Genomic DNA, 13,255 nt, shown 5'->3' with positions numbered 1-13,255 from the left:
CATGCTGACACTCGCTATCCTGCTCCCGCTTTTCGCATCCCTTGCCCTGGCCGTGCGACCGGCCTGGAACGAAACGATGGCGCGCCTGATAGCGATGGCGGCGTCGGGTCTGTCGCTGCTGATGCTGGTCATCGTCTGGATGGGCTTCGACACGGGCGCGGACGCGCCAGCGTTTCAGGCCGTCGGCGAGTTGCAATGGATTCCGACGCTCGGCGTCGCCTGGCGGGTGGGCGTCGACGGCATGGCGCTCGCCATCTCCCTGATGAGCGGGCTGCTGTTTCTCTGCGCCCTTGCGTGGCCGGCCGACTACAAAGGCAGGGCGCGGCAGTACTATGCCTGGTTCCTGTTCCTGCAGGGGGTCTCGCTCGGTCTGTTCCTGACCCTCGACCTGCTCGTCTTCTACGTCTTCTTCGATCTCAGCCTGGTCGGCATGTACTTTCTGATCGGTCGCTGGGGCCACGGCGACGCGGAATACGCGGCGCTCAAATTCTTCATCTATACGCTCGCGGGATCGCTGGCGATCCTGCTGGCGATCCTCGGTCTCGTCCTGGCGAACGATACGCTGACCTTCGACATGCGCGAATTGATCGCCGCTCAGCCCCTGCAAGGAGTGGATATTCGATCGAGCCTCGTGCTCCTGGGATTTCTTGTCGGCTTCGCAATCAAGACGCCGCTCGTGCCGTTTCACACATGGCTGCCGCTCGCCCATGTCGAAGCGCCGGGGCCGGCCTCGGCGATCCTGGCTGGCGTTCTGCTCAAGATGGGCACTTACGGGATCGTGCGGATTCCGTTCTCGATGATGCGCGAAACCTTTGCCGCGTACGCTCTTCCCTTGGCGATCGTCGCCGTCGTCTCGATCCTTTGGGGCGCGATCGTTGCCCTCGGCCAGACCAATCTGAAGCGGCGAATCGCCTACACCTCGGTCAACCATATGGGCTATACGGTCCTCGGCATCGCCGCGGCCGGCGCGGCGATTGGCGGCGACGCGGCACGCAGCCTGGCGCTCAACGGTGCAATAACCGAGATGGTCGCGCACGGCCTGATCACCGGCGCCCTCTTTCTGATGGCCGGCTCCTTCTGGCAGCGAACCGGAACCTACGAGCTTTCGGCCTATGGCGGGCTTGCCCGCGTTGCGCCAAAACTGATGATCGGATTTTTCTTGGCCGCCTTCGCCAGTTTTGGCTTGCCCGCGCTGGCCGGCTTCGTGGCGGAGTTTCAGATTTTCGCCGGCACCTTCGCCGTCTACCCTTGGCTCGCCGCGATCGGCCTGATCGGCATCCTCATCACCGCCGCGTTGTTCCTGTCGATGCTGCAGCAGATCTTCTTCGGCGAGCTTGCGGATCAGCGTCAGGGCTTCACCGATCTCAACAGGACCGAGGTCGGATTTCTCGCGCTCCTTCTCGCCCTGGTCGTGCTGATCGGCATCTATCCCGGCTGGCTCCTTGCCATGATCGAAACCGGTTCGGCTTTCCTGCCTCTCCAGGGGACCGAAGGCTGACATGATGCCGCTTGGAGATATCCTCCCGGAGATCACCGTCATCGTGACGGCGGTCGCTATTCTTCTGTTCGCGTCTTTCGCCCCACAACAGCGGCAGTGGATCGGCGCGCCTCTCGCCCTCTTTGGGCTGGGCGTTGCCGCCTTCCTTTGCGGACTTCAGATCGGCTCGGAGCGGCTGACCTTCTCGGGAAGCTGGGCGCTCGATGCGGCCAGCATTTGGGGGCGGCTGCTCATCCTCGGCGCGACGGCCTTCGTCGTCGTCTTGTCGCCCGATTGGTTCGACCGCGACTGTCGGCATGGCGAATACTACGCCATCCTCCTGTTCTCGGCGCTCGGCGCGATGGCGATGGCCGGCGCCGTCGATATCCTCCAACTCGTCATCGGCGCCCTGCTCTCCTCGGCGACCGGCTATGTTCTCGCCGCCTATCATCGCGATTGGGCCTTGTCGGTCGAGGCCGGCATGAAGTTCTTTCTGATCGGCGCGCTGGCCAATACCAGCTTGATGCTCGGCGCCATCATGATGGTCGGTATGCTGGGTGATACGGGGTTCACAGGGATGAGAGCCACGCTGGCCTCCGGTGAATCGTCGCCAGTCCTGCTGCTGGGAACTGTCCTCGTCCTCGTCGGCCTGAGCTACAAGCTCGGCGCCGCGCCTGCTCACGCCTGGATGCCCGATGTCGCCGAAGGCGCCCCGGCCCCATCCGCCGCCTTCCTCACGGTCGTGCCGAAGATTGGAGCCGCGATCGTGCTGGCCCGCCTTGTCTCACTGTTTCCCATCGACGCGGCCGCCGTCCGGCCTTTGGTAGCGGCCTTGGCGCTGATCACCATGACGCTCGGAAACCTGGCTGCCCTCTGGCAGGACGATCTGCGCCGGATGCTCGGCTGGTCGTCGGTCTCGCAATCGGGCTACGCGCTGATGGCGATCACCGTAGTCGGGCTCAGTCCCGCCGCGATGCCGGCCCTGATCATATTCCTTCTAGGCTACAGCACCGCCAACCTCGCGACCTTCGCCGCGATCACGCATCTGCGTGGCCGCACCGACCGCGCCGATTTCTCCGGCCTCGCCAGCAGCAGGCCACTGGAAGCGACCGCCATCATTATCGGGCTCTTATCCCTGGTCGGCATCCCGCCGCTGATCGGCTTCGTCGGCAAGCTCGAACTGTTCCTCGCGACGATCGATGGCGGATACGGGTGGCTGGCGGTGGCCGCTGTGGCCAACACGGTAGCCTCGCTGTTCTATTACCTGCGCTTCATCGCGCCGATGATCTTCGCCAAATCATTGAGCGAGCCGGCAACGCTCGGCTCATGGTCCGGTGTCGCGATGGTCACCGGGCCCATTGCCATCGTCTTGCTCGGCCTGTTGGTGAACGTAATCCTGGCGCCGCTCATCGGGACCGAGCTGCTGCCCTGATGATTTTGGGCTGCGTCATTACGCCAGAGGGTCCGCTACGGCGGAGATCACCTTGCGGCGATCAGCTCAGCATCTGTTCAATCGGAAGATAAAAAACATCTGCGGCTTCCATTCGGCCAGGCACCTGAACGTTTTGACTCCATCGCCAGCTCAATCCGAGCCGTCCTGACGGCAATCGCCGCAGGATCTCCCGCGAAATGACGATCTTGGCCCCAAGCGTCTTCGACATTTCCTGCAGGCGATGCGCAAGGTTCACCGCATCCCCGAGTACCGTGTACTCGCTGTGCCGGCCGCCGAGGACGACCCCGCCAATGACATGGCCGTGGTGGATCCCGACGCCGAACTGGAGCGGGATCTTGCCGTCATTGGTCCTCATGTCGCTCCATGTCTCCAGGCGATGGATCAGGTCGCACGCACAGTCGAACGCACGCACGGCGTCCGTGGCATCGGGGTGGGGAAAGCCGAACACCGCCATGACGCCGTCGCCCATGAACTTGTCCACCCGTCCGTCCCATTCCGAAACCGTTTCCACCACCCGTTGACGGTATTCCGACAGCAGCGACGCGACATCTTCCAGCGCCATTTGCTCCGACAACCCCGTGAAGCCGCGGATGTCGATAAAGACGACGGCCGCCTCGTTTCGCTGAAGTCCGACATGTGCCCCACCCGATGCCAGTAACACCGCCGTCGTCGGAGAGAAAAACCGGGAAAGATTGGCGCGCTCACTTGACGTCGACACAGCAAAGCGCACGAGCCGCCTGATGTCGACCACCAACATGACCTGGATGGCCGCGACAGCCGCGAAGGCGAGAAGGCGTACGCTCGCCGCTTGTAGTTCCTCTGATGACATCCCGATCTGGAACGGGTCGTCGAACAGGGACAGCGCCGCGACGGCGGCGGATCCCAGAGTCACGAGGGCAGCGAAAACCGCCACCGGACCGGCGCGCATCCGCATGCTGGCATGGGAAAGAAGGACAAATGCGATCGCCAGACTGGGCGTGGCCAGCGCTTCCACGAAGGACGAGCCGGGAATAAACATGTGCTCGGCCGCGAGATAAACGACCAAGGCGGCGTCGATGCAGATGTAGGGCCAATTCAGCCACGAGCGGAACAACCCGGACACCACGAGAGCCACGGCCAGAACCGACGTCGCGGCGTACGCGATCAACAGCGCGATATGCGCCTGATGGTTGATAACGTCCGGCTCGAGAGCCACCGAGATGGCGAAGACGAGAAGGGCGAGGAAGCGCCAGATGACGGTCCTCAGCTCGTTACGCCGCTCGACCTCCAAGATCATTCCGTCGATGTCGCTGCGGCCCGAGTCGATTGCTACCATTGGGGTGATTGCCTCGGCATTTTGATTCCTTGATGTCGCAGTCAACGTTGACGGCGCGCACGACGGCAAGAACACGCGCTCTCACGCCTGCCTCGCGTCTCGGTTTGCAGTAGAGGGAGATCTGTCCACCGATCGAAGATCGCAATCGATCCAATCAGCGGACGTTGTCCCCGAGCGCTTCTCGTCGGAAGAATGCGATGGCGGGATTTATCTGATTAAATACTGTAGCAATATTTTATTCTTCCTGCCAATATATATAAAGTACCGAATTTTGTCATTATGATGACAATCATAATACGATGTTATATTAAAAAGAAAAATAAATATTATTATATTTCTTTATCGACGGCTCTCTCAGTCGATTCGCAACCAGCATAGTCGTCGCGAACCGGCTCGGGGCGAACTCCATTCGCCCCGAGCCGTGAGTGTCGAGCCCTACTTCATCTCGACGACGGTAAGCTTGCCTTTAACGCGGTCGGCGACGAACTCGATGTTCTTGCCTTCCTTCGCTTTGGTCAGCATCTTTTCGTCAGAAACCTTGAAGACCATGGTCATTGCCGGCATGTCGAGGTTCTTCAACGCGCCGTGCTTGATCGTCAGCTTCTGCTGCTTGGCGTCGATCTTGGTGATCTGGCCCTTGGTGTATTCGACCGCGAGGGCTGGACTGGCCAGAGCGAGCGAAAGGAACGAGAGCGCGGCGATTTTGATGAGCTTGGTCATGTGATTTTTCCTGATTGTGAGGGTGAGAGATGTGTCGCGTTCAACGCGACGCGACGGTCAATGGGCCATGCATGCCCATGTCGTAGTGTCCGGGGATCAGACACGCGAATTGGAAGTCGCCGGCCTTGGTGAAAGTCCAAACGATTTCGCCGGCTTCCTCCGCGGGCAGACGGATAGCGTTGGGATCGGCATGTTCCATCTCCGGGAATTTCTCCATGAGCAGCTTGTGCTCCTGGACCCCTTCCGAAGTATCCATGACGAACTCGTGCTCCAGCACGCCGTCATTGGCGATGACGAAGCGGATGGTTTCGCCCTTCTTGACCTCGATCTTGGAAGGTTCGAACAGCATGTCGCCGTCCTCGGTCTCCAGCATCGTGATCTCGATGGTCCGATCGGCGGTCGCCGCCTTGCCGGCTTTGCCGATCGCCACTTCGTCCTCATGACCGCCGCCATGCTTACCGCCGGCCGACGCCGATGTGGCGACGAGCGCGGCTGCGAATGCCGTCGCGATGAACAGTCGTTTCTGCATAAATTATCCTCGTTTCGTTTTGTGTTTGCGTCCCTTGCTTTCCCAGCCTTGCTACATGCCGGAATGCGTTCCCCCACTGGGCATCGTCTGCCGCTTGGGTTTCGATGGCAGCGCGCTGCCCTGCGCACTGGACGCGGGAGCCGCTGTCGCGTCGGGCAGCGATCCGGTCCATTCGTAGGCCACCGTTCCAGGGGGATTTTCATAGTCGCCGGGATCTTCGTAGTCGCCGGCCTCGATCCCCTCCCGCACCTTCACCACGGTGAACATGCCACCCATTTCGAGTGAGCCGAACTGTCCCCAGCCGGCCATCATCGGAATGGTGTTGTCCGGGATCGGCATCGACATTTCCGCCATATCCGCCATGCCCTTCGTTCCCATCGGCATGTAGTCCGGCTGGACCGTGCGGATCTTGCGGGCGACGTTGGTCTTGTTGGCTCCGATGAAGGTCGGGACATCGTGCCCCATCGCGTTCATCGTGTGATGCGACTTGTGGCAGTGCAGGGCCCAATCGCCCGGATGGACCGCGTCGAATTCGTAGGCCCGCATCGCCCCCACCGGGATATCAATGGTGACCTCCGGCCAGCGTGCCTCCGGACGCACCCAACCGCCATCCGTGCAGGTGACCTCGAAATCGTAGCCGTGCATGTGGATTGGATGGTTGGTCATAGTCAGGTTGCCGACCCGCACGCGCACCCGGTCGTCCTTGGCCACGATAAGCGGCGCCACATCCGGAAAAATCCGGCTGTTGATGGTCCACATGTTGAAGTCGGTCATCTCCATGACCTTCGGCAGGTAGGAGCCCGGATCGATGTCGTAGGACGACAGGAGAAAGACGAAGTCGCGGTCGACGGGCATGAAGGACGGGTCCTTCGGGTGGATGACGAAGGAGCCCATCATCCCCATCGCCATCTGCACCATCTCGTCGCCATGCGGATGATACATGAAGGTGCCGCTCTTCAGCGCGTCGAACTCGTAGACGAACGTCTTGCCCGACGGGATCGGCGGCTGCGTCAACCCGGCCACGCCATCCATGCCGTTGGGAAGGATCAACCCGTGCCAGTGGACGGTCGTATGCTCGGGAAGCTTGTTGGAGACGAAAATGCGGATTCGATCGCCCTCGACGCATTCGATCGTCGGGCCGGGCGACTGACCGTTGTAGCCCCACAGATAGGCGGTCATGCCATCGGCCATCTCCCGCTCGACGGGCTCGGCCACGAGATGGAACTCCTTGATCCCGTTGTTCATGCGGAACGGAAGCGACCAGCCGTTTAGGGTCACCACAGGATTGTAGTCAGGCCCCGCCGTTGGCATCAGCGGCGGCTGCGTTGCCGCCTCTTCCATGATCGGAGCTTCCGGCAAGCCCATGGCCGAAGTCTTCGACCACATCGCAGTCCCGGCGAGCGCGGCGCCCGCACCAATGAATTGTCTTCTGGAAAACATCTGTCTGGTTCCTTCCGTTCAATCGCCGTCGCCGTCGCCGGCCGCCATCTCGACACCACCACCCGATTCGATCTCGCCGCCGCCATAGACGGCGGAGGCCAGCCCGGCATCGGCGAGATAGAAGGCGCGCTTGGCGTTGACGGAGAGGATGATCGAGGTGAGCTTGGCCCGGGTGTCGGCCAGAAGGTCGAACGTGTTCGAGATCATGCCGCTATAGGTGAGGATCGCTTCCTTCTCGATCGTCGTCCGCAGCGGTACGACGTTCGAGCGATAGTGCCTGGCGATATCGTATCGGGAGCGGTACGCTTTGTAGGCGGAGCGCGCTTCCGAGCGGATGTCGACGGCCTTTGCCGCCAAGACGTTCGCAGCCCGCAGATACGCGAATTCAGCCTTGCGAAGCCGCGCCTGACCGCTATCGAAGATCGGAATTTCCAGGCCGACCTCAAGGATACCCGAGAGCTGGTTGGTGCTTTTCTTACTGCCGTCCTCGCCCTCTTCGACTTCCTCTTCAAGCTCGAGCCCGGCGGCCAATTCGAGATCGGAGACGTAGCGCGTGGCCTTCGTCAGGCCGTAGGAACGCGCCAGCGCATCCAGTTCGAGCCGCGCCACCTGCAGGTCCACGCGATCGCGCAACGCCTCCGCCTCGATGGCGTTGCGGGTCTGGATATTGCGTGGCAGGCTCGGCAGCGCGTTCGGCACCTCAAAGGACAGGTTCCCTCCCCAAACCCCCATCAGCCGGATCAGCCGCTCCTTGGCGAGCTGCGCGGCTAGTCGCGCCTCGGCGGTCTGGCCGGTCAATTCCGCATAGAACACCTGCTCACGAGCCTGATCGATCTTCGGAAAGGCCCCCGTCTTCCCGAGTTCGGTAGCAAGCTCGGCAGCCGCATCGGCCGCGACCTTCGCCCGGTTCATGTAGGCCACGGTCTCCCAGGCGCCGACCGCCTCGATCCATGCGGCCCGCGTCTGCGCGGCCAGCGCGAGCGTCGCCTCGACAGCCCGCAACCGCGCCTGAAGCACACGCACCTCGGAGACGTCCAGTCGCCGCTCGCGCGTCATCAGCCGGATGACGTTGGCCGCGATCAGCCCCTCGACGGTTCGCAGCGCGCCGATGCCGGCATAGCTCACCGCCAGATTGGGATTGACCGGCAGGCTCTCCTGCCAGAGATCGGCAACCGACATGCCGATGTCGGCATAGGCGGCCTGCAGGCTCTTGTTGTTCAGCAACGCAACTTGCACCGCCGTTTCGACCCCGACGGTCTTGTTCACCAAAAGCTGGCTGACACGCTTGTTGACGGCGGCCGCCTCGGCCCGATTCTGAACCCAGGCAGTTTCCTTGCCGAGGGTTGCCGCGGTCTGATCCTGCACGATCGCAAAGCCGAGCTTCGGATCAAAGTCTTCGGTGATCGCGACGCAGCCGGAGACGAAAAGGGGGACAACCGCCATCGCGGCCTTGCGAAACACACGCATCATTTCGGCGCCTCATCTTCGGTGGCAGTTTCAGCGCCGACCGGGGCCATCGCGACGCCGGTCCGCCGCCATCCGGTTGGCTCGGCGGGACTACGCCTTGAATATCCACCAATGACCGACCGGTAATTGGTGCCGCCGGACGCAGCGGACGGGTCGTCCGCGGACGGGTATGTGAGAACTTGCGGCAAACCCATGGGTTCGCTTGTCGCGCAGCCAGCCAGAAGCAGGCCGGGCAAGCCGACAATCATGAAGCGGATCATTGAAAAGGACCTAACGGGCGAACTTTCCCGCTCGCCAGCCGTTCACGGGCCGGTCGATACGATGAAGTTCCCAAACGTGGAGCAGCGAGAACACCTGACGCTCTAGGCGTGAGGAGGACTCATCCGTGACGATGTCCGATCCGTCGGAGACGGTATGCGAACATCATGGGGCGCGCGGCGGCGCCGTCAGTTCACGCTCGCGGGGGTCTTTTGCCAGTCGGAACCTGGCTTCCCACCAATTCGACCACGTGCCAACCGAGACCCCACTTGGAGGGCCAGTCCAGATGATATTCCACCAACAGGTCCGGCATTGAAGCCGGCGGGCAGTGATCGTTGTGTTTGTCGCCCGTCGCCTTGGGCAAGGGCTTGGCGTCGCTGGCGGCATCGTTCGCGGCCGAAGCGAGATGATCCTCGGCAACTTCAGCAACTGATGGATCGACGATCGAAGCTGCAAACGCGCGGTCACCCGTGTGGGGCGACGCGTGTGCCAATTGAGACGAAAGCACCGCCACGCAGAACAGCGCTGCGGCGAACAGCCTGCCTATCGCTTGCAAGGGGAGCTTTGAGATCGTCATCTGCATCCGGGTACTGGATTCGTTCGAATCCGTCCATCCTGAAATGTTCACGTCGACGTCATCGGCTAGAGAGTGTTGCACTGCAGATTCATCAATCTCGCGGAGCAGTGCGCATCCTCAACCATGACGTTCGATCGCATCGCAAAGTGTCCGAACTCGGGCGACTGTGACTGAAACCGGCTCCAACCTTGCACCAAGTTTGCGCATTCGATCGCAAGGCCGAGAAATAGAGTTTAAAACCTATCCAAGCCTCGGACGACCGCGTTGTTACCCGTTCGCGGAAGGAAGCGCTGGCCTCCTCCATCGAACAGTTCGGCCCGCTCGCCGAACACCTTCTCACCTGCGTCGATGGGAGCGAGGGCGCCCAGACAAAGGCAGCAGCCGCGCGAGCGGCATCAACCCATCTGCAGCGGAACGACCTTCCCGGCTTCGATGGTGACGGCCCTGTCCATGCGCGCGGCAAGCTCATGATTGTGGGTCGCGATCAGGGCCGCCACGCCGGACTGGCGCACCAGCGCCGTCAGTGCGTCGAACACGTAGCCCGCCGTCGTCGGATCGAGATTGCCGGTCGGCTCGTCGGCGAGCAGGACATGCGGCGCGTTGGCCACCGCTCGGGCGATCGCGACGCGCTGCTGTTCACCACCCGACAGTTCGGCCGGGCGATGGTCGGCCCGCTTGCCGATGCGCATGTAGTCGAGAAGCTCCTGCGCTCGCGCGACAGCGTCCGGACGACGCTGACCGAGAATCATCTGGGGCAGCATGACGTTCTCGAGCGCGGAGAACTCCGGCAACAGATGGTGGAACTGGTAGACGAAACCGATCGAGCGACGGCGCATCTCGGTCCGCCGGTCATCGCCGAGACTGCCGCAAGCCTGCCCATCGATAAACACTTCTCCGCCGTCCGGCCGTTCCAGCAGGCCGGCGATGTGAAGAAGCGTCGACTTTCCCGCCCCGGACGGCGCCACCAGCGCCACCATCTCGCCGGCGCTGATGCCGACATCGGCCGCGTCGAGAATGGTCAGGCGGTCATCGCCCTGTTTGTAGTGCCGCTCGACCTGATCGAGCCGCAGCGCAAAGGTCTCAGCCATCATTCGTACCGCAACGCTTCGACCGGATCGAGCCGCGACGCCTGCCAGGACGGCAGGATCGTTGCCAGAAACGACAGGCCGACCGCCATCGCGACGACCAGCACCACCTCGGTCGCGTCGATCTCGGCGGGAAGCCGGCTAAGGAAATAGAATTCGGGATTGAACAACACCGTCCCGGACAGCCACGAAAAGAACTGCCTGATGTTCTCGATATTGAGACCGAACAGTACGCCCAAGACCAGCCCGGCGAACGTGCCGGCGAGACCGATCGAGGCGCCGGTGATCAGGAACACGCGCATCACGGCGCCCCTGGTCGCCCCCATGGTCCTCAGGATCGCGATATCCCGCCCCTTGTCCTTCACCAGCATGAACAGGCCGGAGATGATGTTGAGAGCAGCAACCAGGATGATCAGCGTGAGGATGATGAACATGACGTTCCGCTCGACTTCCAGCGCCGAGAAGAACGAGGCGTTCTGATCCTGCCAGGTGACGGTGTAGTTCGGGCGGTCGGCCGCCGCCTCCACTTTCGGCTGTAGCGCGCGAACGGCGTCCGGGTCGTCGACGAACATCTCGATCGACTGCACCTGGTCCTCCTGATTGAAGAACAGCTGCGCCTCCGACAAAGGCATATAGACATAGGCCGCGTCATACTCCGACAGCCCGATCTCGAAGATTGCGGTGACCGGATAGGCCTTGACGCGCGGCGTCGTGCCGAGCGGCGTCACGTCGCCATCAGGCGAGATCAAGGTGATGTTGTCGTTCAGCCGCAGCCCGAGCGCCTCGGCCAACCGGATGCCGATCGCCACTCCGCCGCCGGTGTCGAACTCAGAAAGCGTGCCTTGCCGGATGTTCTCCGAGACGGGCGCGAGTTCGTCGAGATCGGCGCCGCGAACGCCCTTGACCAGCGCGCCGGTGTTCGATGTTCCGGCGCCCGAGGCCAAGACCTGCCCCTGCACCAAAGGCATGGCAAAATCGACACCCGGCACCGCCGCGATACGCTTGGTGACCTCGTCGTAGTCGCGGAGCGGCTGGTCGATCGGAAACATGATGACATGACCGTTGACGCCGAGAATGCGGGTCAACAGCTCGCCGCGAAACCCGTTCATCACCGACATCACGATGATCAGCGCTGCCACGCCCAGCATGATCCCGACGAATGAGAAACCGGCGATCACCGACACCCCGGCATCGCGGCGCCGCGACCTCAGATAGCGGCCAGCCAGCATCCATTCGAAGCGCGAGAACGGCCGGGTCGAGGTGCGGCCCTCAGGCGCCGCACGGGCTGCGAAAGGGGTATCGCTCACGCCAGTACCCGCTCGACCACGGCGGTGAGCGGCATCGTATCGCGCGCGCCGGTCGCCCTCACCTTGACTTCCGCCTCCCCCGCCTTGGCGCCGCGCGGACCGACAATCACCTGCAGCGGGAGGCCGATCAGGTCCATGGTGGCGAATTTGGCTCCGGCGCGCGTGTCCTGATCGTCATAAAGGACGTCGAGGCCAGCGGTCTGGAGCTGGCGATAGAGGTCGTCGCAGGCAGCGTCGCAGGCGGCATCGCCCGGCTTCATGTTGATGAGACCGACATCGAAAGGCGCGACGGATTTCGGCCAAATGATGCCGTTCTCGTCGTGCGAGGCCTCGATGATCGCCGCCAAGAGACGGCTCGGCCCGATGCCGTAGGAGCCCATGTGGACCGGCACGTCTTTGCCGTCGGGGCCGGTGACGACCGCCTTCATCGGCTCGGAATATTTCGTCCCGAAATGGAAGATGTGGCCGACCTCGATACCGCGCGCGGCGATCTTCTGGTCCTCCGGCAGCGTGTCCCAGGCGGCGGTGTCATGCATCTCGTCCGTCGCCGCGTATGGCGTGGTCCAGGACTTGACGATCTCGGCAAGACCAGCCGCGTCGTCGAAATCGACGCCTTCGTCCGGCACGTCGAGATCGAGATAGTCGCGGTGACAGAACACCTCGCTCTCGCCGGTCGAAGCCAAAATGATAAACTCGTGGCTGAGATCGCCGCCGATCGGTCCGGTATCGGCCCGCATCGGGATCGCCTTCAGCCCGCAGCGCTGGAAGGTCCGCAGATAGGAGACAAACATCCGGTCGTAGGCGGTCTTGGCGCGTTCGAAGTCGATGTCGAAGGAATAGGCGTCCTTCATCAGGAATTCCCGGGAACGCATGACGCCGAAGCGGGGCCGCACCTCGTCCCTGAACTTCCACTGGATATGGTAGAGATTGAGCGGCAGGTCCTTGTAGGAGCGCACGTAGGACCGAAAAATGTCGGTCACCATCTCCTCATTGGTCGGCCCGAACAAAAGATCGCGCTCGTGGCGATCCTCAATCCGCAACATCTCCTTGCCGTAGTCGTCATAGCGGCCGCTCTCGCGCCACAGATCGGCCGGCTGGATCGTCGGCATCAACAGCTCGATAGCCCCGGAGCGATCCTGCTCCTCGCGGATGATCCCGCAGACCTTGTCGAGCACCTTCTTGCCGAGCGGCAGGAAGGTGTAGAGGCCAGCCGCCTGCTGACGGATCATGCCGGCGCGCAGCATCAACCGATGGGAAACGATCTCCGCTTCCTTCGGGGTTTCCTTGAGAATGGGCAGAAAATATCGCGACAGGCGCATGAGGTTTCCGGTAAAATCGGTGTGTCGCGGCGCCATGGCCGCACGGTCGCGTCTTAAACGCTTGATCCGTGATTGGAAAGACGGCAACACGCCATCCGCGCATCGGCGACAAATCGGGCTGACGACGGCATCGCCGTGACGGCGGCGCGATCAAAAAATCACACAGTCGCAAAATTCACGTGACAATCGCCGCTGTGCTGGCTAACCTTCGCTTGCACAAAAAAGGCGCCGGTAAGGCGCCATATTTGCGGTCTAGTCTTGGGAGGACGTGGTTTCCGGTGCGGCAGTCGTCGCAGCCCCGGTCAAAG

Annotated in this window: 12 protein-coding genes; 3 read left to right on the top strand and 9 right to left on the bottom strand. The window is 62.3% G+C overall.

Annotated features, from left to right (window positions below):
• Position 1: 1 nt before the first annotated feature.
• Positions 2 to 1,498 carry a complex I subunit 4 family protein gene (locus VQ044_RS05575; protein WP_327645750.1) on the top strand — a complete coding sequence of 499 codons (1,497 nt, stop codon included), beginning with the start codon at positions 2 to 4 and terminating at the stop codon, positions 1,496 to 1,498.
• Between the two features lies 1 nt (position 1,499).
• Positions 1,500 to 2,909: an NADH-quinone oxidoreductase subunit N gene (locus tag VQ044_RS05570; protein ID WP_327645752.1), complete on the top strand. Its 1,410-nt coding sequence runs from the start codon at positions 1,500 to 1,502 to the stop codon at positions 2,907 to 2,909.
• Positions 2,910 to 2,970: 61 nt separating this feature from the next.
• Here the strand turns inward: VQ044_RS05570 and VQ044_RS05565 are convergent, their stop codons facing one another.
• Entirely contained in the window at positions 2,971 to 3,924 is a 954-nt protein-coding gene (locus VQ044_RS05565) for an adenylate/guanylate cyclase domain-containing protein (protein WP_327645754.1), read from the bottom strand.
• 24 nt (positions 3,925 to 3,948) lie between these two features.
• On the opposite strand from VQ044_RS05565, the gene VQ044_RS05560 reads away from it, so the two are divergent.
• Positions 3,949 to 4,278, top strand: a complete 330-nt coding sequence (locus tag VQ044_RS05560; protein ID WP_327645755.1) for a hypothetical protein — start codon at positions 3,949 to 3,951, stop codon at positions 4,276 to 4,278.
• Positions 4,279 to 4,680: 402 nt separating this feature from the next.
• Here VQ044_RS05560 and VQ044_RS05555 read toward each other — a convergent pair whose 3' ends face one another.
• The 8 genes from VQ044_RS05555 to proS form a co-directional block, all read right to left on the bottom strand.
• Positions 4,681 to 4,965: a copper-binding protein gene (locus VQ044_RS05555; RefSeq protein ID WP_327622875.1), complete on the bottom strand. Its 285-nt coding sequence runs from the start codon at positions 4,963 to 4,965 to the stop codon at positions 4,681 to 4,683.
• A 40-nt stretch (positions 4,966 to 5,005) separates the two neighbouring features.
• Positions 5,006 to 5,494, bottom strand: coding sequence for a cupredoxin domain-containing protein (locus VQ044_RS05550; RefSeq protein WP_327645756.1), 489 nt, complete (start codon positions 5,492 to 5,494; stop codon positions 5,006 to 5,008).
• A gap of 51 nt (positions 5,495 to 5,545) precedes the next feature.
• Positions 5,546 to 6,934, bottom strand: coding sequence for a multicopper oxidase family protein (locus VQ044_RS05545; RefSeq protein ID WP_327622877.1), 1,389 nt, complete (start codon positions 6,932 to 6,934; stop codon positions 5,546 to 5,548).
• A gap of 18 nt (positions 6,935 to 6,952) precedes the next feature.
• A complete protein-coding gene (locus VQ044_RS05540; RefSeq protein WP_327645757.1) occupies positions 6,953 to 8,404 on the bottom strand; it encodes a TolC family protein in 1,452 nt (483 codons plus the stop codon).
• A gap of 448 nt (positions 8,405 to 8,852) precedes the next feature.
• Positions 8,853 to 9,242 carry a hypothetical protein gene (locus VQ044_RS05535; RefSeq protein ID WP_327645758.1) on the bottom strand — a complete coding sequence of 130 codons (390 nt, stop codon included), beginning with the start codon at positions 9,240 to 9,242 and terminating at the stop codon, positions 8,853 to 8,855.
• Positions 9,243 to 9,631: 389 nt separating this feature from the next.
• On the bottom strand, positions 9,632 to 10,324 hold the full coding sequence (locus VQ044_RS05530; RefSeq protein WP_327645759.1) for an ABC transporter ATP-binding protein: 693 nt from the start codon (positions 10,322 to 10,324) through the stop codon (positions 9,632 to 9,634).
• Entirely contained in the window at positions 10,324 to 11,550 is a 1,227-nt protein-coding gene (locus VQ044_RS05525) for a lipoprotein-releasing ABC transporter permease subunit (RefSeq protein WP_327645837.1), read from the bottom strand. Before VQ044_RS05525 ends, VQ044_RS05530 begins: the two co-directional genes overlap by 1 nt.
• A gap of 74 nt (positions 11,551 to 11,624) precedes the next feature.
• Entirely contained in the window at positions 11,625 to 12,947 is a 1,323-nt protein-coding gene (proS, locus tag VQ044_RS05520) for a proline--tRNA ligase (protein ID WP_327645761.1), read from the bottom strand.
• Between the last annotated feature and the right edge of the window lie 308 nt (positions 12,948 to 13,255).

Source organism: Aurantimonas sp. C2-5-R2 (genome assembly GCF_036549495.1).
Lineage (GTDB): Bacteria > Pseudomonadota > Alphaproteobacteria > Rhizobiales > Rhizobiaceae > Aurantimonas > Aurantimonas coralicida_A.
The sequence above is the reverse complement of the archived record's forward strand: the minus strand, read 5'-3'. Positions and strand labels throughout refer to the sequence as shown.

What these genes read in the sequence shown, in the direction of transcription:
- VQ044_RS05540 (WP_327645757.1), bottom strand. Translation starts at nt 8,404, where the DNA reads ATGATGCGTGTGTTTCGCAAGGCCGCGATGGCGGTTGTCCCCCTTTTC.
- VQ044_RS05575 (WP_327645750.1), top strand. Translation starts at nt 2, where the DNA reads ATGCTGACACTCGCTATCCTGCTCCCGCTTTTCGCATCCCTTGCCCTG.
- VQ044_RS05530 (WP_327645759.1), bottom strand. Translation starts at nt 10,324, where the DNA reads ATGGCTGAGACCTTTGCGCTGCGGCTCGATCAGGTCGAGCGGCACTAC.
- VQ044_RS05550 (WP_327645756.1), bottom strand. Translation starts at nt 5,494, where the DNA reads ATGCAGAAACGACTGTTCATCGCGACGGCATTCGCAGCCGCGCTCGTC.
- VQ044_RS05570 (WP_327645752.1), top strand. Translation starts at nt 1,500, where the DNA reads ATGATGCCGCTTGGAGATATCCTCCCGGAGATCACCGTCATCGTGACG.
- proS (WP_327645761.1), bottom strand. Translation starts at nt 12,947, where the DNA reads ATGCGCCTGTCGCGATATTTTCTGCCCATTCTCAAGGAAACCCCGAAG.
- VQ044_RS05535 (WP_327645758.1), bottom strand. Translation starts at nt 9,242, where the DNA reads ATGCAGATGACGATCTCAAAGCTCCCCTTGCAAGCGATAGGCAGGCTG.
- VQ044_RS05525 (WP_327645837.1), bottom strand. Translation starts at nt 11,550, where the DNA reads ATGCTGGCTGGCCGCTATCTGAGGTCGCGGCGCCGCGATGCCGGGGTG.
- VQ044_RS05555 (WP_327622875.1), bottom strand. Translation starts at nt 4,965, where the DNA reads ATGACCAAGCTCATCAAAATCGCCGCGCTCTCGTTCCTTTCGCTCGCT.
- VQ044_RS05545 (WP_327622877.1), bottom strand. Translation starts at nt 6,934, where the DNA reads ATGTTTTCCAGAAGACAATTCATTGGTGCGGGCGCCGCGCTCGCCGGG.